Here is a 23,014-nt window from a genome sequence, read left to right as displayed (position 1 = left end):
CTCCCCCCCTTCTCGCAAGTGGAGGGAACAAGAGCAAACGAAGCCACGCTGACGAACACGACAGTATGGTCCCCAAACGCTCTCACTGAACAATTCAAACTGAAAACTCCCATACCAGGATCACTCGTATGCCCACCAATCAAACATGTGACGGAGTACGCCGCCGCGACTTTCTGAAAGTTGGCGTCATGGGCGGCATTGGCCTGAATTTAGCGTCCTATCTTTCCTTGGCTGAAGCTGGCGAAGTTGCCGGTGGTGGACAAGCGAAGGCCGGGATCTTTGTGAACTTGAACGGTGGGCCGACGCATATCGATACGTTCGATCCCAAACCTCAGGCTCCTAGCGAATACCGCGGCGATTTCAAGCCGATCAAGACCAAAGTCCCAGGCCTCGAGCTGAGCGAACACCTCCCTAAGATGGCCCAACAGGCCGACAAATACGTCGTCATGCGTGGTGTCTCGCATACGCTGGCCGCCCACCAACTGGGCACCGAATACGTCAATACCGGCACACGTCCGATTGCTTCGCTGCAATATCCGTCTTACGGTTCTATCGTCAGCAAGGAACTCGAAACGCCGGAAGATCTTCCATCCTATGTCGCCATCCCGCGTAGTCAGCAGTCGGCCGGCTACCTGGGTGTTAAGTACGCTCCCTTAGCGACCAACAGTACGCCTCGCCCTGGTCAGGCTTATTCGGTGCGCGGGATAAGCCTGGCCGGCGGGCTGACGATCGACACCGTCGAGCGTCGCCACAAACTGCTGGCTCAGTTGGACCAAACGTTCGCTGGTTTTGAGTCCGACGACCAGCTCTTGGATGGACTCGATCGTTTTAGCCATCAGGCCCACGCGATCATCACTTCTAAGCGAGCACGTGATGCGTTCGATGTCTCGAAAGAAAGCCCTGCATTCGCCAAAGACTTCGAGCAAGACGAATTCAGCATGAGCTGTTTGCTGGCGATTCGCCTGATCGAAAGTGGCGTCCGCTTCGTTACCATCACCAATGGTGGATGGGACACGCATCAAGACAATTTCGCTCGTTTGAAAGATAACCTGCTTCCGAAGCTGGACAACGGCTTGGCGGCGCTCTTCAATGGACTGCACAGCAAAGGCATGCTCGATTCGACCGGCGTATTTGTGACCGGAGAATTCGGTCGTACGCCGAAGATTAACGGCCGCGGCGGTCGCGATCATTACCCTCGCTGTATGACCATGCTGATGGCTGGCGGCGGCGTACGAGGCGGTCAGGTTATCGGTGAAAGCGATGACAAGGCAGCCTTGCCCAAGGACGGTGTCGGGTTCAAGCCGGACGATGCAGCTGCGTCGTTCTTCTATAACCTCGGCATCGATCACACCAAGGAATATCACACGACTTCCGGCCGGCCCATCACGATTGTTCGTGACGGGCAGGTCATCCGCCAACTCTTCTCGTAAGAGAAGCGACGGCATTTTTGCGTTTCACACTTCGTATCTTTTCCCCCTCACAATCTCGGAGTCCCTGTAGTATGTCTCGTTGTCACACCCTGTTGATGTTCGCCATGGTGGCGATGCTGTCGGTTGGTACCGCCTTAGGCGCGGACGAAGTCAAGCCGAAGAAGAAACAAGCCAAGACGCCGCAGCGCGGTATCTTCGCTCAAGTGATGAAGCTCGATCTGAGTGCCGAGCAAAAAGAGAAGGTCACCGCAATCCAGAAGGAATTCGGTCCTAAGCTGAACGAACTGACCAAGGCCGTCGGTTTGACCAAGGAAGATCGCCAAGCGCGCATGACCGCCATGAAGGAAGCCAAAGAGAAAGGCCTCAAGGGCAAGGACATGCGAGAATTCGTCGAAGCCAAAGCTCCCCTGACCGACGAGCAAAAGGAAGCTCAAAAGGCGGTTGCCGAGTTTAACGGTAAGATCCGTGAAAAGCTGGCTGGCGTTCTGACCGAAGAACAAAAAGAGAAACTCGGCCTCAATAAGAAGAAACCGGGGGCGAATAAGAAAAAGAAGAATAAAGCCGAATAGGCTTCCCGCCTTTGCAAGCCGACGGCGGCCAAGTGTCGCCGTCGGTCGGCTCCTTCACGAAGCGGACCGGACGTGTTTCGGTCCGCTTTTTCGTTTCTTGACCGTAAAATTCCCCTACAACCCGCAAAATCACCCCCAAACCGACTTGTCCTAAGCGCCCCCGGTTGGCGATGATTCCCTCTGCCGCGTAACCTAAACTATCCCATGAGTTTCTTTCGCCATCTATTAAACCGAATCCCCATGCCCCAGCCGTGGAAAAACCAGGGTCTTGGCCTGATCGTGCTGCTTGTTCTATTAGGACTGGCCATGATCTACGTTCCCGGCTGGATTGCTGGCATTATCCGCGAAGGCAACGACCTCGGGCCGGTCGGCAAATGGATTTATTTCTCCTTTGTTGGGGTGGGGGCAGCACTGCTTCTGGGACTTGCCGGCTGGGGTATCTGGACCCTGGTAATTGCCAAGTTACGCAAAGAGCGTCGTCGCAAGATGCGGAATCGCAATCCCAACGAACTAACGCCAGACCAACGTCGAGCCGAGCTGAAAGAAAACCTGGAGAACATCTCTGACCTCCGGGACGAGATGTCAGACGGTGATTTCCGTGAGACGGTCGACCCGATGATCGATCGGATCGAAGAAAAGCTCGAAGGGGGCAATCTCGAGATCATCGCCTTCGGTACGATCAGCAGCGGGAAGTCTTCTCTATTAAATGCCTTGGCAGGTCGCGATGCATTCAGCACCGACGTGGTCGGCGGGACGACCGTTCGCCGCAACAAGGTCGAATGGCCTGGCAATAACAAGGTGCAGCTGATCGACACCCCGGGACTCGGCGAAGTCGATGGAAGCATTCATCAGGAAATCGCCACGCATTCCGCTCAAGATGCCGATGTCGTATTGCTGGTGGTCGATGGTCCCTTGCGTCATAGCGAGTTTCAATTGCTGGAACTGCTGGCCAAGATGGACAAGCGAGTCATCATCTGCCTGAACAAGGAAGACTGGTATACCGATCCGGACAAGGCTAAGCTTCTGCAGCAAATTACCCAGCAAACCAAAGAAATTGTCCAGGCCGAAGACATCCTCTCTGTTCGCAGCCGTTCCACCAAACGCAAACGAATTCGCGTGCTGCCTGATGGCGACGAGATCGAAGAAGAAGTCGACGTGCCGCTGAGCATCGAGCCTCTGGCTCGGCGCATGATGCAGGTCATTAAGAAGGATGGTACCGACTTGCTGCTGGCCAACCTTCTGACCCAATCCCGCGGGCTGGTCGAGAAGGCCCGGCAAGAGGTCGAAGATTCGATCGACCGCCAGGCCAATCAATTGGTGAACCGTTACATGTGGGCCTCAGGTGGAGCTGCGGCGTTTACCAATCCGCTGCCAGTCCCGATGGTCGAACTGGCCGCCGGAGTCGCAATTTCCACAAAGATGGTGATGGACCTGGCCAAGATCTATCGCCAAGAGGTCGACCTGGACGTGGCCGTCAGCCTGTTAGGTCAACTAAGCAAGCAGTTCATCGGCTATCTCGGTGTGCAAATGGCAGCCCCGGTGGTGGCCATGGCGATTGGTTCGCTGATCAAAACCATTCCTGGCGTGGGAACCGTCTCCGGCATGCTACTCAACGGCATCGTCATAGCCCTGGTTACCCGTTGGATTGGAAACATCTTCATGGTCTACTTCAAACACGGAATGCAAGAGCCTGAGGGCGGTCTGGCTGGTCTGGCCCGTCGCGAGTGGGACAAAGTCACCGATTCCGCATATCTGCGTAAACTGGTTCAGGAAGCCCGACAACGTTATGTCGAACGAAAGTAACGACAACCTTACCCCTGATCTGCCGCCAACGACCGACGCTGCCGTCGATTCCGGCGTCGCCACCGCCGAGGCCACGCGCGAGTCGATGTCTGCCGACGATCGTCGTTACGTCGATGCGCTGCAGTCGGTGCGTCATACACTCGACCGGTTCCGTGGCTGCAGCGATCAAGAAAAAGAGCTATTGCGGCGAGACCTGGGTCAGCTCCAGAACATGGAAACAAAGCTGACCAGCGGCCGAGTCGAGATCGTCGTCTTCGGTGAAATCAGCACCGGCAAGTCGGCTTTGATCAATGCTTTGGTCGGCAAGGCTGTCACGCAGGTCGATATCCAAGGGGGATGGACCAAGGAAGTGTGGCACGTTGCCTGGGATGGTGCCGGATACCGCATTCCCGGTCTTGCCGATAGCGAAGTCGTGCTGATCGATACGCCTGGCATAAACGAAGTGGGCGGGGCCGATCGTGGTGAAATGGCCCAGGACACCGCTCGTCAGGCCGACGTGATCTTGTTCGTGATCGACTCGGACATGAACGAGATTGAATACTCGGCATTGATGTCTCTAGCCAACGTCAACAAGCCGATCATCGTCGTCCTCAACAAAATCGACCAATACTCGCCGCGAGAACGTGAGCGTCTCGAAGAGATTCTCGACCAACGTCTCGCCGGAATCATCCCTTCGGAAAGTATCGTCGAGACCGCTGCTCACCCCAAAGAAGTCGAGTACATCATCCAAAAGGCCGACGGCACTGAACAAAGCGAGTGGCGAACGCCTCCTCCTAAGGTCGAAGACCTGAAGCTGCGTCTGCTGGAAGTCCTGGAAGAAGACGGTCTCGGACTACTAGCCTTGAACGCAGCCATGTACGCAGCGGACAAGTCCGACCGGGTCGCGTCGCTCAAAGTGAAGATTCGCGAGAATCGCGCCAACCAAACGATCTGGAGCTTTGCTGTCGTGAAAGCGACCGCCGTGGCCGTGAACCCGGCCCCGATCTTCGATGTGTTGGGTGGTAGCGCCGTCGATGTCGCCATGCTGAGGGCCTTGGCCCATATCTATGGCATTGAGATGACTTGGTCGAATATCGAAAAACTGGCCACCAGCATCCTTCAGGCAGCTGGCTGGACCATCACTGCGGAACTGGGTACCCACGCGTTAAGCTCAGTCGTAAAAACGCTCACCCTCGGCTGGGGCACCGTACTGACCGCCGTCCCTCAAGGAGGCGCAGCAGGCTACGGCAGCTACATCGTCGGCAAAGCGGCCAAGTATTACTTCGAGCACGGTGCCAGTTGGGGTGACGAAGGCCCCAAGACCGTCGTGAAGCGAATCTTGGAAGAGACCGACAAGAAGTCAGTGGTTCAGGGTTTGAAGGAAGAGATTCAGAAAAAGCTGCATTTGAACCGACATTCAGGCGGCGAGAAATAGAGCGTTACTTGACGGAGTGCTTTTGCTCGACTTCCTCGATTCCCAGTTCGATCATCTGCTTAAGCACTTCCTGGTCGACATCCGCTAACCGCTTGATGTAGAGACACCCCTTGCCTGTCTTGTGCTTCCCGAGCTTCGCTAGAATCGGGGCCATTTGCTGGATGTCGCACGTCAGGTACAAGCTGATCTGATTCTTGCGCGGAGCGAATCCGACGATCATGATGTCCCCTTCGCGTCCCGAAGCATACTTATAGTGATACGTGCCGAAACCCACGATGCTGGGTCCCCACATCACGGGGCGTTCGCCAGTGGCGGCTCGCATCATCTTCGCTAACTGCTTGCAGTCTTTCTTCTGCTGTGGATCTTCCAACGCGTCGATGTACTTCGCAGCGCTGACCTTGGTCGGTGTCGTTTTGTTTTCCGCCATTGCTGCTCAATGTCCTACAGTTTACGGCTTTTCAGGGGATACTCTTCATCTAAGATACCATGCGCAAAATCGGCCATGCAAACGTTGTCTCGCAGTCGCCGCCTGGTCAAATCCATTACACTAGCGTGATTCGCGTCCTCTCGGCAAATCAAGGAAGGATCCCCCATGCAACCTAGCTACGAAGAACTGGCCAAGATGATCGACCATTCACTGCTGCACCCGACCATGACGGACGAGCAGCTTGAAGCCGGTTGTCAGGCCGCGATTCAATATCAAGTCGCGTCGGTCTGCATCAAGCCTTACTATGTCCGCCGCGCAGCCCAACTGCTTCAAGGTAGCGGCGTGATGGTAGGAACGGTCATCGGGTTCCCCCATGGCAGCAACCTCACCGAGGTCAAACGATACGAAACACAGCAGGCCTGCCTGGACGGTGCTACAGAAATCGACATGGTGATCAACATCGGCAAGGCCTTAAGTGGCGACTGGGATTACGTGCAGCAGGACATCCAAGCCGTTTGCAGCGAAGCCCATAAGCACGGTGCCCAGGTCAAGGTCATCATCGAAAACGATTTTCTATCGAGCGGCGGAGGCGGACTCGATGGGGATGCCCTCAAACAGAAGCTTTGTCAAATCTGCGAAGCCGTCGGAGCTGATTGGGTGAAGACTTCCACTGGCTTTGGCTTCGTCAAACAGGCCGAGGGTGGATACAACTACCAAGGTGCAACCGAGCACGACCTAAAACTTATGCGTGAAGCCGTATCCGAAAAGGTTCAAGTCAAAGCAGCTGGTGGCGTGCGTGACCTGCCAGGTCTCTTGCGAGCACGAGAACTCGGGGCATCACGTTGCGGTGCCAGTGCCACGGCGCAGATCCTCGATGCATACGGAAAAGACGACTCCGGTGCTAGTGGGAAGCTCGGAGGGGGTGGATACTAACGCTCGCCTCGACCAGGGGTGGCTTGGTAGAATGAACGAGACGCTCTCGCCTATTCGACTTGCTATTGTGGCCATGCTTCGACTGTTCCTGTTATCGATCTTACTATTCGCTCTCGAAGTGCCTGGTTCGCTTTGCGCGCAAGCGACTTATTTCAGCGATGTACCACTTGGGATCGACTGGATTATCGTTCCAGAAGACAACCCCATGTCCGCTGAGAAGGTTGAGCTAGGAAAGCAACTCTTCTTCGACCCTCGACTTTCAGGCAACCGCTCCGTTAGTTGTGCTAGTTGTCACGACCCGCATAAAGGCTGGGCCGACGACCGGAAATTCTCGCCGGGAGCACACCAAGAACTCACTACGCGAAACGTCCCCAGTGTGGTGAACGTGGGGCTACATCGAACCTTCTTCTGGGACGGTCGCGCCGCTTCGCTGGAAGAGCAAGCTCTGGCTCCCATGGCCAACCCTGCCGAAATGGACATGGCGTTAGATGAACTGGAAAATCGCCTTGATAGTATCGACGGCTACCGATCGCAATTTCAAGCGATCTTTGCTGACGGTGTCACGGCTCAGAATGTGGCTAAGTGTCTGGCCACGTTTCAAAGGACTCTAGTCGCGGGCGAAACCACCTACGATCGCTTTCGCGGTGGCCATGCCAATGCACTCGAAGGAGAAATCGGTCGCGGCAGTAGTATTTTTTTTGGCAAAGCGAACTGCGGCAACTGCCATATCGCCAAGATCTATACCGACCATAAATTCCACAACATCGGCACGGGACTCAACGGCACAACCCAGGATCGTGGCCTAGCCAGGCACTCTGGCAAATCCCAAGACGTCGGCAGGTTTCGAACTCCCTTGCTACGTGACCTGGCTTTAACGGCCCCTTACTTTCACGACGGCAGCAAGGCGACGCTCGAAGAAGTTGTCGACTTCTACAGCGAAGGGGGCGGGAAAAACCCAAACCTCGATCCACATATCGTCCCCCTCAAACTCACACCGGCGGAGAAAAAAGCACTCGTGACGTTCCTCCGGGAAGGACTTCGCAGCAAAGTCTATCCCCAGATCGAGAAGCCGAAGTTGCCGGAGTAACACCTCTTTATCCAGGTCGAGCCACTGAAGTTCCGTTGAGAGCATGCCGCCCGGATTGATGCGATTCACTTCACAGCGACCAGCTGCTGACCTCTGCTTGCAATGGATTCGTCTTCGCGGTGCTTTAGCGAAGAGGGCTATTCGGTGGGCGAATCATGCTCCGAAAGTATGACCAAATCGTTAAGACTTCCCGAGACGGAAGACCGTAAGATTGGTCGCTTCGCGGCGAATCACCCCCTAGAATGCCCAATTGATCCCGGAAAAGGAAAATCAACCGCCCGTTGCCAAAACTTTCTCCTAAGGATCGCTGCAAGGAACGCTCTGCTTACGTTAGAATGCGAAATGGCTAAGCCCCCTCGCAGGACGGACAACTCAGTGGCGAAGGGGACGATGCCGCTATCGTTTCTTGATTTGGAGGCCCATGGCAGGCAGCGCATGTTTCCTGATGAGACTGCCCTCAGCAATTTGAAGGACACCGAGCGCGTTGTGCTCTACCCTTCCTATGCCTATCCGGCTCCTGATCAAAGTGGGTGGATATTACAGGTCCATGGAAGTGTTTTCGAGGCAGTGCCGGAGAACCTTCCCCGCAAGATCATGATCCGTGTTCTGGCGCGTTTGATGGGGGCCACCCAAGAACAACTCGAGACCAGCGTCTTTAAGCAGCGGATCTTAGGCTTCACTGTTTATCAGCACGGTGGCAAGCAGATCGCCGTTAAAATCGGCGACAAAACCTATCAGCTGCGCGGTAAGTCCAAAAAGAATGGCCAGTTCCGCGGAACGATTCTCATTCCCAACGAAGATGTCGATACCATTGCGATGACGGTGGGGGCGACTCGGCATGTCCGCTATGCGATTCATTCCCAGTTCGACGTGGCGACCCCGTTGGAAGGCCTGGTGAAGCTGATCGATCACCATGGGGTCTCGATCATCTCGGACATTGACGACACCGTCAAACATACCCAGGTCGCCACGCGAAAGGATATGCTGGCCAATACCTTTCTGCACGAGTTTGCCACTGTGCCCGGCATGGTCCCTCTATACCAGAAATGGCAGCAGCAAGGAGCCGCATTTCATTACGTCACCAGCAGCCCTTGGCAACTGTTTGAACCACTGTCAGATCTCTTTCGCGATCAAGGTTTGCCGGACGGTTCATTCCATATGAAGAGCGTCCGCTTTCGCGATCCAACGGTACTGCAATTGTTCATCGCACGGCGATGGGGAAAGCGTAAGGCGATCAAGCAATTGCTGCGGACTTTCCCCGATCGCAAATTCGTATTGGTCGGGGATTCCGGAGAAAAAGACCCGGAAACCTACGGTGTGATGGCTCGCAAGTTCCCTGATCAAGTCGTGAAAATTTTCATTCGCGACCTGGGAGGTAAGAAGTCCAGCGATCAGCGTTTTGCCCAAGCATTCAAACGAGTACCGCAAGAGAAGTGGCAGCGATTTACCTGCCCTTCGCAGCTACAAGAGTATGACCTACCGACCTCCGCTCAGTTCTTACCTGCGGAGGCCAATGGTGACGGAAAGTCTTTGCCGCCGCCTTAGATTTGGGAATATCCCAAACCGGAGATAATCTCGTACATCTCTTCATACGTGATGAATCGGCGACGATTGCGTAGCTTGTACTCGTCGATCGCCATGGCCAATTCCTGGGCACCAGGGGACAATCCCTCGTGGCTATTGGTGAACTGGCGACGCTCGAAGACTGGCGTTTCGCCCGGCATTCGAGGTCCACGTCGGTCGACAAAAGGAGTCGTCGTTGCGGGCACAGGTTGATTCATCGTAGACATCTCCGACAGTCAGTCTTCTTCTATGCGTTTTACGGATCAGAGGTCCGTGGCTTGGTCTTGAAAACCTAGAGCGCATGTTGGTGAAGTCAAACCATGGTGACGGTTTGCCACACCCGGCAGCACGACTTGCGAAAAGCGAGGCCGAGCGACCGACATAACCGGCACAATCGTTCCCTGTACGCGCTGCGAGCCTATCGCCGCATCGCTTGTTGGGCTTGCTGTCGAAATACCGGTAGGCGTCCGACTAACTGTAAAGCCGAAGCGTGTTGCGGATTGACCTGCAAGGCCGAATTGGCCGCGTACTCGGCGCGAGCCAACCTGCCGGCGGCGACTTCACACTCGGCCCAGGTAAAAAGCAGGTCGGCAGTCATCTCATTTGTCTCGGCCAGTTCAGCGAGACAATCGGCCGCATCAAGATGCCTACCGAGATCTCGGTAAGCCAAGGCCTGCTCGACTCCCACATCCGCCGGCAAGCGATGGCCGAACTCTGCTTGTCGGACCATCGAAATACAAACTAGCGCTTGGCTCGGCTGTCCCAATTGCCGATAGGTCGATGCAAGTCGCAACTGGACGTCGCGGTTGGCCGCTTCACTGTTGGTAGCAGCGCGAATGTAGCACAGCTTCGCCGAATTGAAATCCCTTCGCACTAATGCCAGGTCTCCTTGAAGCTGCCATGCAGGTGCATACTTGGGATCGCACTCGATCGCTCTATTCGCGGAAATATGAGCTTTGGTCGGGTCGTCCGAATCGAGATACATCCGTCCGATTCGTGCGTGCAGATCAGGATCGTCACTTCCCAACGCAAGGGCCGATTCCAATTCCGAGATCGCTTCGGTTTGCTTGCCGGTCATCCAAAGTGTATCGGCGTAATGCATCCGCGCCTGAAGATCGTAGGGGGCGTTCTTCTTGGCTTCGGCCAGAAGTTTTTCGGCATTCTCCCAGTCGTCGCGGTGCATTGCTTGAACACCACGCTGCGTCAATTGACGAGCCTGAACGATTTTTTGGTGCGACGCGTTGGCCTGACTGAAGGTACTGCATCCACCGAGAACTGCTAGCATAAGCGACCCCAGCACGATTCCGCTTGCGCAGAAGGCGCGGCTCCTAGCCATTTCCGAGGATTGCATCCATTCCATAGTGAGTTTCCAGCGAATCTTTCGCCGTCGATATTCAACGGGCAGAGACTACCAAACCTGAGTTTTTCATCCTAGATCAGGCTCGGCTTGTCAATTCGATCGCCAATAGGCAAACCAGCTAAACCCGTTAAAATACGGGGAAATAGATCGAATTCACCCCCAGGGCGATTTCGCCCTGATTCTTTGAACCATTACGCATCGAAGGCTGCCGTGGTTGCCACATACGATAATTTAGGCGTGAAGTTCTCGTACCCCGAGAACTGGCGAATTTCGGAAGACCAGACCAACGCCTGGCCGCGAAGTGTCTCGGTCCATAGTCCAACGGAAGCGTTTTGGACGCTGATGATCTACGAGCCTGGCACCGAGCTTGAGGCGCTGGTCGAAGCCGTTCGTGATGCTTTAAGCGAAGAGTACACCGACTTCGAGTCTGTTCCAGCCGAGCAGACAATCGAGGAAGTCGAACTGTTTGGGTACGATCTAAGCTTCTATTGCTTGGACTTTCTAGTCCAAGCCAAGATCCGAGCCTTGATGCTGGGTGTACGTCCCTGCGTGATTCTATTCCAGGGGGAAGACCGCGAGTTCGACGAAATGGAACTGGTCTTTTCTGCGATTACGCATGACCTGATTCGCTCGTAGAGAAGACTGGCAAGGGGGCTTTAGCGTCTACTATAATCTTCCTTGTTGGCGGATCATTCATCTACGATTTTCAACTTGGGGAGACCCTTGCGATGTCGAGTTCCACCGATCTCCACGAAGACACCCTGCAGAAAATCGGGGAAACCTCAGGTCAGGTTTGGGCCTATCTATCGGCCGAAGGTCCTGTAACTATCACCAAATTGACCAAAGAGGTTGGCGAGAAGAAGGACATCGTCTTGCAAGCCGTTGGATGGCTGGCACGCGAGAACAAGCTGTTCTTCTTCGAGAAAGGCCGTAACAAACTGATCGGCCTGATTGATGAACATGGTTCGCCAGTGTCGTAGAAAACGCTAAACGCAGGGTCGTGGCATTAATTCGCGGCGTCGTCGTAAATCGGCAAGTGACGGTGGTACACCTCCAGTGAAAGCAGGTTCATTGTCGTCACATAGATACGCCCAGCAAAGCCTCCCCAGCGATCTGGCACGTCACCCTTCGGATCCCAACTACCGGCTGCCGGACCTTCGAGAACCTGGGTTTGCTCGAGCATGACATGTAGCTTGCTGTCCCAGGCCTCCCAGTGCTCGCCACGCATATGGAACATGACCTGAGTGGCATAGTACCAGTAGTAGGTATCTCGCAGCGGTGCTTGGGGCGTTCCCATCGCCGGTAGGTTCTCTTTCAGATAGTCCGCACTGTCTTGCAAAATGCGACTATCGCGGCGATTGCCCAAGTAAAGCTGAATCAATGCTCCGACGGCGGTCATCGTTTGGCTTGGTTCGCGGCCATGACGCTGCTGAGGTGTATCTGGAGCATTGGGATTGTAAATATAGACCGTACGTCCGCGTTGGCGAGATTCGGCCGACGCCAACCACTTACGAATTCCCTCGAATGACTTGGGATCGACCCGTAGACCGGCCAGTTGACCGCTTTTGAGGGCCAACAGCATCCAGCCGGTCACCGACGTATCGCTGCCGTTGCCTGGCGTATATCGCCATCCGCCCAGCTCAGGATCTTGAGCGGCTTCGATAAAATCGAGCGACTTTTGAGCCGCCGCACGAAGTGACTCGTCCTGCGTCATCCCGTACGCTTCGCACAACGCCAACGCGGCAATCGCATGACTATACAGGCGACAACTGGAATTCGAAGTGGCGTCCATTTCAATGTAAAGGTCGCCGTTGGGTTTCTGATTCTCGACTAAGAAGGTGACGCCACCGCGAACTTCCGTTTCGTACTTATCGCTCAGGTGATCGTAGCCAGCCCCTAGGAAAGCCAACAGTGACAATCCGGTGGCCGCCGTATCGGAATTAAGAGTCGCCAACTCGTTGCGGTAGATGTTAAAGTTCTCAGGATTTACGGCGGCAAATCCCTTCAAACTCCAGCGGCCATCCGACGACTGGTGACGCGCTAAAAATGCAAGACCGCGCTCGATGGCTTCTTCTGTTTCGCGGCTAGGCCGACGTGAACCATCCCCTGCCCCTTCTCCTTTTCGCATGGCACGGCGGCTGAACGCTTCCGTCGGAACGGCTGCCGTGGTGCTTAACAGCGGACCACGACGACCAGGCGACCGAACAGGAATATTTGCCATGTTGGTTGTAATCTGGGGAGCGTCACTCGTGCGGCGTCGCCCGATGAATCCTGGCTGGTTGGCAGTTCCAAGCGGAGCCCCTGCAAGGTCGTTGACTCCTGGTCGTCCCGATGGCATTGCCGGACCACCGACATTTCGCCGACGAATTTCCGGTACGTTACCCAAACCAGGCAATGAACCAGCAATGTCGCCACCACCTGGCTGCATCGCTCCGCCCCCGCCCCCAGGAATCCCCTCAGCGGTTGCTCGTGTCCCAATCATAGGGCTCGCCCCTGGCGTTCGGCTACCAGGAAGCCCTTGTGTGCCTGAAGCCATTTCAGCTAGAGATGGACCGTCGTTACCCCGATTGCCGGTTCCACGCGATAGTTCCGAGAAGTCGGCACCACGATTGGCACCAGGCGTTCCTGCATTGGCGCCCCCGACCTGACCGCTACCCAGTTGATCGGCACCGTTGCCGTTAGCGCGACCAACCTTCATCGAAGGTGACGAGAACTGGCCGGAAGCCAAAGCATCGGCGTTGGCGGCTGCTTGATTACCGCTAGATGGTCCCTGGAATTCAATCTGGGCACTCGGTCCCGCCATCGCTTGAGCGCCGGCAGACGGCGTTCTGCCGATCGATGGATTGGCCTGATTGCTTGTTACGATTCCCTCGTCTTGCGATGCCGTACTTCGCGAGGCACCATGCTGTTGGACCATCTCGGCCGTGCGACCAGCCGTGGAAGGTCGGGCCCAAAGTTCACCAGGGTTAGAAGCGTTGGCAGCAACGCCGTCGCCACCCACCTCTTGCCGAGCGACACTACCGGCGGCTGGTCTTAGCTGCGAGTTGTTCGATTGCCCAGGCATGGGTCGAGGAAGATTGTCGCTCACATTCGTATTGATTGTGGGTAAGTTGCTCGCCGAAGCATTGCGAGCGATATCCGCTGAAGAAGCAGACGGGGCGATCTGCATCTCGGGGGTTTGGCGACTGCGAGTCATCGCCATGCTGGAGGCCATGGTGGTTGGGCTCGGCGATTGGACCGTAGCACGTGGCTGATTGGTTTGCTGTTGGGCCTCTTGGCGAGCAAGATCGGCGGCCTGAGCCTGAGCGCTAACTTGCTGGGGATTATTTCGTTGAACCTCAACGTTTTCGGCCTGAGTCTGGGCGAGATTGTTGGCTTCGGTTCGTTGTCGTTGAACTTCTTGCGCTTGTGTGGGGGAAAGACTCGGTAAGTCTTGCGTTGTATTCTGACGCTGAATTTCGGTCATCCGCTGAACAGCATCTTGAATGTTCGACGCTTGTCGCTGCATTTCAAGGGCTTGAGCGGAACGTTGTGCCGCAGCTTCGGCGGCAGACAATTCCGGCTGACGTTCTTCTTGCCGCTGGACTTCAATCTGCTGAGCTTGCTCGACTTCGCGTTGTTGCATCTTGCGGGCCTGCTTGGCTAGTTGCGAGGGCAGATCTTGCAGTGTCTCTTGTTGTGGCTGTTCGGTCTGCTGCTCGCGACGCTGCATTTCTTCTGGCTGAACTTCTCGCGGCAGTTCTTCCTGCGAAATGTCGTTCTCTTTCATCTCGGGCTGCTCGTGCTCGATCTTTTCCTGTTCGAGCGGATCGACCTGGGCTTCCGCCTCTTTGGTTTCGACCGGCTGCTCGTACTCACGCTCGGTATTGCGATCTTCGTTGATCTGAGCGGGGCTATAGTCCGGAATAACGACCGGTTGTTTCTGGGGCGTTTTCTCTCGATTTTGATTGAGTGACGAATCGGCAATTTCGCCGACATCGATCGCCACCATCCCGAGAAACATGCTCAAATGCAGCATCAAGCTGAGAACAATCGAAAGCTGAACACCACGACGAACGCTGCCCAGGTCGAGCAGAGGAATCGTGGCCAATCCTACCATCCACGCCACCGCAGCGAACGCAATGTAGACCTTGGCGTTGAAGTACCATAGTTCGTGATCCCAGTCGAACAGAAGGTAGCTCGACGCGCCGAAGTATAGCATGAAGAACGTGAACGCCGTGTAAACCGGCCACGCCTTCTCGTCGGTCGACGAGAGCTGTGAGCGTTTTTCGTCCGTTCTCCAGTGTTGCGCCATGATTTCCCGCTAAGCTCCAGGTTCGTTGCGGAGCAATTGCTATTTAGTTCGACTCAAGAGAGGCGGTGCTTATCGAGTAGTTGCTAAGCTTGGCCTTGTTGCAGGCATTCATCACTTGCACACTGAACTCGATCTTACTTTCTTTGTCCGCTCGAATAATCACCGAACTTTCTGGATTATCGGCGGCTGTTTGCTCGAGGATCTCTTCAATTTCATTAATTGAGTGCTGGTCGCCGCGAACAAAATAGCGACCATCGGCATCAATGTTGATAAACAACTCGCGTGGCTGCGAAATCAGCGGCTGCGCTTCACTGGCCGTCGGCAAGACGACATCTAGCTTGTAGTCTTCTTCATCGAAGCGAGTCATCACCATGAAGAAAATCAGCAATAAAAAGACGATATCGATCAGTGGAGTAATATCCAACATCGATCGCGCTCGTCCACGTTTGAGTTTAACTGCCACAGGCTTGGTCTTCTTCGCAAATACGTTTTTGTGGAATCAGTACGGACAGCTACTGCGACCTGGGCAATGCTTGCGTTTGCGAGCCATCTAACGTTCCGCCGGGGGCCGCAATGTTAGGTGGCTCCATCGTTTTTACCGGCGGTGCGGATGGCCCATCGTAAGTGCGGTGCTTGGCTCGCAGCTTGCCTTCGTAGTGCTCGAAGCCGGGAATCAAGTCGAACAGGATTTCATCCATTTCGTGAAACAACGCAACGATCCGACTCTCAAAGTACTGGGCAAAGATCACCGCGGGAATGGCAATCGTCAAACCGCCGAGGGTGGTAACTAGCGCCACAAAGATGCCGCCGGCCAACTGGTCGGCACGGTCAGCACCAATTTCTAACTGGGTGGTCTTATAGAACGTCCAGATAATGCCCCAGACGGTACCCATCAGCCCCAACAGTGGTGCCACGCTTCCCATCAGAGCGATCCAGCGGACATTACCATACAAGCGATCCGCTTCGCGTTCCGTTGATTCGGCGACCGAATGTTCTACTTCGGACTGTGGACGACCAATTCGCAAAAGCATCGTCTTAATCACATTCGCTAGAGAAGAAGGGTACTTCTTGCACAGACGATACGCTTCGCGGGGATCGAGCCCCTTTTCCGATAGGCGTAGCTGTGCAAGTTCCCTTTGCAGTTGATAGGGGATGACTCTTGACTTCCGCAATGCGAAGAGACGTTCGAGCGTCAGCGCTACGACGATGACCGACATGACCCCCAGCGGAATCATCATCTTGCCGCCACGCAGGATCAAACTGACCAGCGTCAGCGAATCGGTCTCGGCAAGACGCTGCTCGATCAGTGCCGGTGACTCTTCTTCGGTCGGCTGCTCCCCCGCTGGGTCGCCATCCTGAGCAAGTACCGGGAGCGTAAAGGCCATTGCCGCAAGCAGAACAAAGAGTGAGCGAGCCATGGGTGACATAAGGGAGAGGCTTCCAAGTCGCGTTGAATCATTCATTTCGGACAGGTCACTTCGCCGGTTCGGCGTTAAAGTTGGGCCAAGGCTTCAAGCCGGGCCTGGGCCAGCTTGGCTTCCGAAGCTTGCGGAAAACGCTGGGCTACGAGGGTGTAAAACTTCTTCGCTTCCTCCACGAAAGCTGCTTTGTCGGCGGGCGCAGCCTGGCGAATTTGTACTTCATTGCAGCGACCGATTTCATAGGCACATTTGGCCTGCCATGGCTTGACGCTATCGAGCGATTTTTCGCCACCAAAGCCATAGACCACGCGTTTGAATTGGCCCAGTGCATCATCATACTTCTTTTGCTCAAAGTAGATTTCGCCCAGCATAAACCGGGCCCGAGCACCGGCCAATCCTCGCGACTCTTCCGCGGCTTTATCGAAGTAGTTGATCGCCTCGGGAGTCTTCTTTTCGTTGTAACTGGCCCAGCCTAGTTCGTAGTAGGTTTCGCCCAAAAGCGGTGAGTTTGGCAGTTGGTCTACCAATTGGGTGAACCACTTCTTGGCTTCCGCCCACAACTTCTGCTGACTCGCCGATTGGCCGGCGTGCAACATCAAGAGTGATCGCATTTCATCGCTGGAAAGCCGCTTGGGATCGACGCGACCGTATGAGTCGAGTGCGGCGTCGAACTGCTTATCTTTATTGAAGCATTCGCCTTGCATGAAAATCGCATCGGACGCCAGAGGACCGTTCGGAAACTTCGTGATTTGACTACCGAACCCATCCAAGGCCTCTTTCGTCTTGCCCTGCTGATACTGGGCCCAAGACTGCTTGTACAACGCTTTTTCACCGATTTCAGGGGCCTTGGCCTGATTGGCAGACGAGGCGTACCACGTTTCGGATTCGGCGAAATTATCCTTCGCATAGTACGATTCGCCTACATGATACATGGCCTCGGCAGCGAGTGGGCTTTGAGGATGGGCCTTGGCGAGTTGCTGGAAGCTGGCATTGGCCGCGTCTCCTTTACCTTGAGCACGTTGAGCCCAGGCCAATTCATAAAGAACCTTATCGTCGCTGGCAAATTGGGGGCTTTGCTGATGTATCGCTGTGAATACCTTTTCCGCCTCGGCCGGATTCTTCGCATCGACCAGACTGACCCCTTTCAAGTACTCCGCTTCCAACTTTTGCGTGTCGTCTTTGCTCTTGCTGATGACCTGGTTTAAGTCGTCGATCGCTTCCTTGAATTTACCTTCCGAGCGACGCGAGATGGCCCGCCCGGTATGGGCATCGACGATCAGTTCGTGTCCGGTATGCTTGGCGATCAACTCGCTAAACGCTTGCTCCGCTTTGCCGGCGTCAGGCTGCTTCAGATAGGCCCATGCTTGCCCATATAAAGCGTGGGGCACCAGTGAAGACCCAGGTGCCTGAGACAGCACTTGAGCATATGCCGCCGCAGCATCGTCGAAACGATTGGCAGCGAACAGAAATTCACCCAACCGGAAGTTGACCTGATCGAGGATCTGACTGTTGGGGTAGCTCGCAAGGATTCCTTGAGCTTGCTGAATCGCTGTCGACGTGTCTCCCTGGGCATGCAAAGTCCTGGCCAACATCAAACGAGCCTCGTCGGCCTGAGCCCAACTTGTGGAAGCTTTGCCGGAGGCCTCGAGGGCCTTTTGAGCCTTGTCGAATTGGCTCTGCTGAAACGCACTTGCCCCGACCAAGTAATTCGCCTGGGCCAGAAGGTCCGCATCTTTGAGAGAGGACTGAACCGATGCGATCGTCTTTTCGACATCGGCAAACTTGTTGAGCAGATACTGAGTCAACGCAAGTCGCAATTGCCAACGTGGAACCTCTGGACGAGATTTCCCTTCTTTGATCAGCGTCTTCAAGGCCTTCTCGGCATCGGCCAGCTTATCAGTTTGCAGCTTTGCTTCCGCCCCGACATACATGGCATCGAGGCGAGATTCATCTTTGGGGTACTTCTTCGCAAACTGATCGGAAAGGGCCGATGCCTTAGCGAAGTCACGAGTCTCTAGTGCGGCAAACGCTGCGTTGTAGAGTGCTTGAGGCGCCTCTGGCGTGTCAGGATGATCTTTGGCAATGCGTTCGTAGAGGGCAATCGACTCTTGACTACGTTGCGGTTGCTCGTAGAGTGCGTCTGCCATGTCCATCTTTAGATCGACTAGAAATTCATGGCTACCTGCTTTCGGCAGTATGGCCTTGGCGAGTGCTTCAGCTTCGGCCGCTTTCCCTTGTTGCAAGTAAACGCGGGCCAACCAGTGCGCCGCTTCCACTTCGAATTGACCACCTTGGCGTCCGGCGGCTGCTAACCAGCGTGCGGCATCGTCGAGTCGTCCTGCTCGGTAGTAACAACGTCCGGCGAGCATCGTTGCTTCCGGAGCATAGGCAGATTTGGAAAAATTCAACGGAATTCGAGCATAGGCATTGCCGGCCTTCATCAATTCATCCCGCTGCAGGGCACAATAAGCCAAGCGATAGATCGCATGATCGGCTAGTTCAAAGCCTTCCTTCTGAGAAGCTTGCTCGAAAAGTTTTTCCGCGTCGGCGAATTGGCTTTGCTGCAGCAGGGCTTCCCCCTTTCGCATCATTACTTCGGTTGCCAGGGAATTGCCCGAATAAGCCGTCAGGAATTGGTCGTAGACCTTTTGCGCATCCGAATATTTCTGCAACTCTTCGAGCGTTACCCCTTTGGCATACAAAGCATCGGGAGCGAGCGAACTTTTGGGATACGACTTGACCAGTTGCTCGTAGGCAGCGATCGATTGTTCTTTTTGCCCGGAGAGATAAAGCGACTCACCCAGAAAATATTGAGCCTGATCGGCAAACTCGGTCTTGGGGAATTCTTTCAGCAGAGCCGAAAAACGTGTTGCGGAATCTTTATATTTGGCTTGGTTCCCATTCTGAGCCCAGGCATAGTTCGCCGAAGCGAGGTTCAGCATCGCTTCTTCACGGAAATCGGCCTGGGGATACTTCTTTAAAACGGTCTCAAAATTGGCGGTCGCGTCAGCGTACTTCTTCAGCTGCAACTGACACACGGCCAGATAGTTTTGCGCCTTGGCTGCGAGTGGGTCTCCGGGGAACTTTGCGACGAACTTTTTCCATTCGTCTGCCGCCAGTTCAAACTCGCCTGCGTTCTGATAGTTCACGACATCCGAGAAAAACAGAGCTGCCTCTTGCGAAGACTCTTGTCCCTCTACGGAATGCCCGCAAATCAACAGAAGCAGTAAAGCAGCTAAGAAAAAGTAACGTGCTCGTCGGCAGGGCTCGGTCCCATCGGTGACGCATCGTGCGCTAGGGGAGCTATGACCCGAAAACAGAGACAGCATGGAACAACGGTCCTCGTTATTTGTCAGCAAGGTACAGGCAGACGGAGAGGGGCTAAGTGGTGATCGACTTACCTTATTGTGACGGAAATTCCGCGAAGTTTCATTATTCCGCCTTAAGAAACCATTTCTAGAGCTAAATTTCGGTGCGGAAAAGGAGTTTGCCGCTTTTTTGACCCCATTGTGGATCATGATAGAAAGGATTGGCAGTCCTCACAGGGAAAAACCTTGTAGGATAACGAGTTGCGGTCCCTAAATCGTCAATCAATGGAAATCGCACGCCTTCCCAACGAACTAGGGGAGACGGTGCCCCCTGCGTAGCGAATTGGGCAGGCTTCTCCATTACGAACGTTTTCCGAGATGGATCGCGTTTCGCAATTATTCAGCAAAGCAATCAGCGCATGGCAATTTCTCTGATCACCGGCGGTGCCGGATTTATTGGTTCGCACCTAGCCGAAGCATTACTGGGTGTTGGCAACCAAGTCATTGTGGTCGACGACGAATCGACCGGGTCGAAACGAAACATCGAGCATCTGCTGGCGAACCCAGATTTTCGGTTTGTCCATGGTACGGTCTCTGACCGGACGCTCGTTCGTGATCTGGTCAACCAAGCCAACGAAGTTTATCACCTGGCTGCTGCCGTTGGGGTAGCCCTGATCAACAAAGAACCTATTCAAACCATCGAACGGAACATCTACCCGACCGAAATTCTCTTGGCCGAGGTCCAGCGGCGCAATGCCGAAGGGGACGAAGTTCGCATGTTTATGGCCAGTACTTCGGAAGTGTATGGCAAGAATCCCAAAGCGGTCTGGACCGAAGAAGACGACCTAGTGTTTGGCGCAACAACCCGTCCTCGCTGGAGTTATGGCGCGTCCAAAGCAATCGACGAGTTCCTTTCGCTTGCTTACTGGCATCAGAAGAAGACGCCTGTGGTCATTGGCCGCTTCTTTAACGTGGTGGGACCGCGACAAACGGGGGCCTACGGGATGGTCCTTCCTCGGTTTGTGGATGCGGCGATGGCCGGTAAGTCCCCCACGGTTCATCACGATGGCAGCCAGATCCGCTGTTTCGCCCACGTGGCCGACGTCATCGGAGCCGTCATTCAATTAATGCGGACTGATGCGGCCTTAGGTGAAGTTTTTAATATTGGCAGCGACCGTCCGGTTACCATTTTGGAATTGGCAAAGATGGTTATTGGCCAGGTAAATCCAGAGTTAGACGTTCAATTTCAATCGTATGAAGAAGCATTTAACTCAAAATTCGAAGATATTTCGCGTCGGGTACCTGATCTGACCAAGATCAAGAATTGCATTCAGTACGCCCCACAGCATTCGCTGGAAGACATTATCGCTGATGTCATCAAGCACAAGCAAACCTAACCCCCATCGGGGCTACCCAATTAATCAAAACGCTTGACCCCTGGGCACATTCCCGGTGGAATTAAGGGTTGGAGCGCAATATACTTAAGCCGTTGGATTACGAATGGTTTCCAGCGATTCTTTCGCCAGCTAGTCGACAAAAAACTTATCTCCAAAGCTCGCACGGCTGATCCAATGGCCTGCGAGGACGGCAAACCTGAGTTCGGTCCTGGGCAGACTGGACCGTCAGGCGAAACCTACAGGACGCACATCGCATGTGGAATACTCGTACACCGCACATCGCTACCCAAACACGCGGGCTGACGCTCGTCGAAATGTTGATGGCGACCGCGTTGACCTTGATCATGTTCGCCGCCGTGGCCCAGATCTTCGGCATGATGGGTACGGCAATGCGAGACGCCCGAGCCACGATTGAACTTTCCGGCAACCTGCGTAGCGTTTCGACCCACCTTCAGAATGACCTGGACAACGTCTCAGTCGACGTGCTGCCGTGGGTTCAACCAGGTGCCAATCAGGGTTATTTCGAGATCATTGAAGGGCCTGATCGCGATGTCGATTTTGCGACGTCTGATATCATCGATGACACCGAGTTCCCCGATTTTGCCGGAGTGAATGGAGGTCTGACGGGTGATGCCGATGACGTTATTTGCTTTACGGCCTATAGCAAAGACCAGCCGTTTGTCGGTTTAATCCAAGGGGAGTTGATGCCTAACGTTGGTGGATATACCAATGTCATTCCCCATAAATTCTGGGTTGATCGCACCGATCTTTCCCTGTTCACGACCATTACCTCTCACTATGCGGAGATCGTTTACTTCACAAAGCATACTCCGGTAGAGGACACCAACGCTAATGGTCAGCGCGACGCCGACGAAACGGTCACACTTTACCGCCGTGTCTTGTTAATTCGGCCCGATATTTTTGTTGGTAATCCGAACACAATGGCGCCCCCTGCTTCTCATACACTCACTTATGCAGAGGCGATGAATTATTACGACCTCTCGATGTGGTCGGCCAGCAATAGTGAATGGCAAACCAACTCGCTCGAAGACCTGCAATCTCGCGATCGGCGTGTTGCCCATGCTCCCTACGCGGCCGACGGAATCCAGGTCGATGAAGACAGCGGCGGCACGGCGATTAACCTGCAAGTGGGTGGTGCTGGTGCTGGTTTCGATCCAGCTCCCTTACGACCCCATGCGTTGCTTACGTTCGAGCAGCTGAACCATGCATTGCAATGGAGTCCTTCTGGCACGAATAATCGGGATCGAACCGGCGAAGATGTGATGCTCACCAATACGTTGGCATTTGACGTCCGAATCTTCGATCCGATTGCTGCTGTTGGGAGAGACGCAGCGACGAGTTCGCTATCTCTCGCCCCTGGCGACCCGGGCTACGGCGCTGCAGATTTCACGGACGCGATGCAAGGTGCTTTTGTCGATTTGAATTGGAGTCGTACATCCCCTACTGCAGGGACAGACTATTACAACCAAACGTTCCAGAATTTCCCCAACACCAAGTCACAACTTAATAACGTCACGATCTACGGGGGAAATAGTTCGTCAATTTTTGGTTCAACCACCCCTACGACGAAGGCAATCCTCAATTCAAGCTTCTTTCTGCAGAATCCAACGATGTTGAGCACGGGTAGCCTCAACTATGCCTACTACGACACATGGCCTTTCTATTACGAAGTCGACGGAGTAGACCAGAACGGAGACGGTGTCATTGACGAGGGTACCAACGGCTTCGATGACGACGGGGACGACATTGTTGATGAACATTTCGCTAGCGACCTGAATGATGACGGCGACACCAGTGACGCTGGCGAAGAAAGCGAACTGGAAACAGAGCCACCTTATTCCAAGGCTCTCCGAGCCGTTTCGGTCACGGTTCGAGTGATCGAAGAAGGTACCCGTCAGGTGCGCCAAGATACCATCGTGGCAGACTTCCTACCGGAGTAACCTTTCCTGCAGAGTCCACTTTCTACGAAACATCGGCGGGCACACTT

18 protein-coding genes are annotated in these 23,014 nt (G+C 54.6%); 11 read left to right on the top strand and 7 right to left on the bottom strand.

Annotated elements, in window-relative coordinates; translation table 11 throughout:
• Window positions 1-128: 128 nt before the first annotated feature.
• The 4 genes from HOV93_RS17335 to HOV93_RS17320 all read left to right on the top strand — a co-directional run bounded on the left by HOV93_RS17335 (window position 129) and on the right by HOV93_RS17320 (window position 5,216).
• Window positions 129-1,430 carry a DUF1501 domain-containing protein gene (locus tag HOV93_RS17335; protein WP_207397794.1) on the top strand — a complete coding sequence of 434 codons (1,302 nt, stop codon included), beginning with the start codon at window positions 129-131 and terminating at the stop codon, window positions 1,428-1,430.
• 71 nt (window positions 1,431-1,501) lie between these two features.
• Window positions 1,502-1,999, top strand: a complete 498-nt coding sequence (locus HOV93_RS17330) for a hypothetical protein (RefSeq protein ID WP_207397793.1) — start codon at window positions 1,502-1,504, stop codon at window positions 1,997-1,999.
• Between the two features lie 240 nt (window positions 2,000-2,239).
• Window positions 2,240-3,802: a YcjF family protein gene (locus HOV93_RS17325; RefSeq protein ID WP_207397792.1), complete on the top strand. Its 1,563-nt coding sequence runs from the start codon at window positions 2,240-2,242 to the stop codon at window positions 3,800-3,802.
• Window positions 3,786-5,216: a YcjF family protein gene (locus HOV93_RS17320; RefSeq protein WP_235990577.1), complete on the top strand. Its 1,431-nt coding sequence runs from the start codon at window positions 3,786-3,788 to the stop codon at window positions 5,214-5,216. The genes HOV93_RS17325 and HOV93_RS17320 overlap by 17 nt, the downstream gene beginning before the upstream one ends.
• A 4-nt stretch (window positions 5,217-5,220) precedes the next feature.
• Here HOV93_RS17320 and HOV93_RS17315 read toward each other — a convergent pair whose 3' ends face one another.
• The gene (locus HOV93_RS17315) at window positions 5,221-5,643 is read right to left on the bottom strand and encodes a DUF1801 domain-containing protein (protein ID WP_207397791.1); all 423 of its coding nucleotides are present in this window, start codon (window positions 5,641-5,643) and stop codon (window positions 5,221-5,223) included.
• Between the two features lie 165 nt (window positions 5,644-5,808).
• Here HOV93_RS17315 and deoC point away from each other — a divergent pair, with 165 nt between their 5' ends.
• From deoC to HOV93_RS17300, 3 genes are all read left to right on the top strand, one after another.
• A complete protein-coding gene (gene deoC / locus HOV93_RS17310) occupies window positions 5,809-6,576 on the top strand; it encodes a deoxyribose-phosphate aldolase (protein WP_207397790.1) in 768 nt (255 codons plus the stop codon).
• A gap of 31 nt (window positions 6,577-6,607) precedes the next feature.
• The gene (locus tag HOV93_RS17305) at window positions 6,608-7,663 is read left to right on the top strand and encodes a cytochrome-c peroxidase (RefSeq protein ID WP_207397789.1); all 1,056 of its coding nucleotides are present in this window, start codon (window positions 6,608-6,610) and stop codon (window positions 7,661-7,663) included.
• A 435-nt stretch (window positions 7,664-8,098) separates the two neighbouring features.
• Window positions 8,099-9,208, top strand: a complete 1,110-nt coding sequence (locus HOV93_RS17300) for a phosphatidate phosphatase App1 family protein (protein ID WP_207397788.1) — start codon at window positions 8,099-8,101, stop codon at window positions 9,206-9,208.
• Here HOV93_RS17300 and HOV93_RS17295 read toward each other — a convergent pair.
• The gene (locus tag HOV93_RS17295) at window positions 9,205-9,444 is read right to left on the bottom strand and encodes a hypothetical protein (RefSeq protein ID WP_207397787.1); all 240 of its coding nucleotides are present in this window, start codon (window positions 9,442-9,444) and stop codon (window positions 9,205-9,207) included. The genes HOV93_RS17300 and HOV93_RS17295 overlap by 4 nt on opposite strands.
• Before the next feature lie 200 nt (window positions 9,445-9,644).
• On the bottom strand, window positions 9,645-10,511 hold the full coding sequence (locus HOV93_RS17290; RefSeq protein WP_207397786.1) for a tetratricopeptide repeat protein: 867 nt from the start codon (window positions 10,509-10,511) through the stop codon (window positions 9,645-9,647).
• Between the two features lie 285 nt (window positions 10,512-10,796).
• On the opposite strand from HOV93_RS17290, the gene HOV93_RS17285 reads away from it, so the two are divergent.
• Together HOV93_RS17285 and HOV93_RS17280 are read left to right on the top strand one after the other, a co-directional pair.
• Window positions 10,797-11,222 carry a hypothetical protein gene (locus HOV93_RS17285; RefSeq protein ID WP_207397785.1) on the top strand — a complete coding sequence of 142 codons (426 nt, stop codon included), beginning with the start codon at window positions 10,797-10,799 and terminating at the stop codon, window positions 11,220-11,222.
• Window positions 11,223-11,314: 92 nt separating this feature from the next.
• The gene (locus HOV93_RS17280; protein WP_207397784.1) at window positions 11,315-11,566 is read left to right on the top strand and encodes a winged helix-turn-helix domain-containing protein; all 252 of its coding nucleotides are present in this window, start codon (window positions 11,315-11,317) and stop codon (window positions 11,564-11,566) included.
• Between the two features lie 26 nt (window positions 11,567-11,592).
• Here HOV93_RS17280 and HOV93_RS17275 read toward each other — a convergent pair whose 3' ends face one another.
• The 4 genes from HOV93_RS17275 to HOV93_RS17260 all read right to left on the bottom strand — a co-directional run bounded on the left by HOV93_RS17275 (window position 11,593) and on the right by HOV93_RS17260 (window position 19,630).
• Window positions 11,593-14,880, bottom strand: a complete 3,288-nt coding sequence (locus tag HOV93_RS17275) for a hypothetical protein (RefSeq protein WP_207397783.1) — start codon at window positions 14,878-14,880, stop codon at window positions 11,593-11,595.
• A 43-nt stretch (window positions 14,881-14,923) separates the two neighbouring features.
• A complete protein-coding gene (locus HOV93_RS17270) occupies window positions 14,924-15,307 on the bottom strand; it encodes an ExbD/TolR family protein (RefSeq protein ID WP_235990575.1) in 384 nt (127 codons plus the stop codon).
• Window positions 15,308-15,392: 85 nt separating this feature from the next.
• Window positions 15,393-16,307 (bottom strand): MotA/TolQ/ExbB proton channel family protein, encoded by a 915-nt coding sequence (locus HOV93_RS17265; RefSeq protein WP_207397781.1) that lies wholly within the window; start codon window positions 16,305-16,307, stop codon window positions 15,393-15,395.
• Window positions 16,308-16,372: 65 nt separating this feature from the next.
• On the bottom strand, window positions 16,373-19,630 hold the full coding sequence (locus HOV93_RS17260) for a tetratricopeptide repeat protein (RefSeq protein ID WP_207397780.1): 3,258 nt from the start codon (window positions 19,628-19,630) through the stop codon (window positions 16,373-16,375).
• A gap of 398 nt (window positions 19,631-20,028) precedes the next feature.
• Here HOV93_RS17260 and HOV93_RS17255 point away from each other — a divergent pair, with 398 nt between their 5' ends.
• A complete protein-coding gene (locus HOV93_RS17255) occupies window positions 20,029-21,006 on the top strand; it encodes an NAD-dependent epimerase/dehydratase family protein (protein WP_207397779.1) in 978 nt (325 codons plus the stop codon).
• 254 nt (window positions 21,007-21,260) lie between these two features.
• Window positions 21,261-22,967: a PilW family protein gene (locus HOV93_RS17250; protein WP_207397778.1), complete on the top strand. Its 1,707-nt coding sequence runs from the start codon at window positions 21,261-21,263 to the stop codon at window positions 22,965-22,967.
• Window positions 22,968-23,014 lie beyond the last annotated feature (47 nt).

Source organism: Bremerella alba, from assembly GCF_013618625.1.
GTDB classification, from domain to species: Bacteria; Planctomycetota; Planctomycetia; order Pirellulales; family Pirellulaceae; genus Bremerella; species Bremerella alba.
This window is presented reverse-complemented; position numbering and strand designations above follow the sequence as displayed.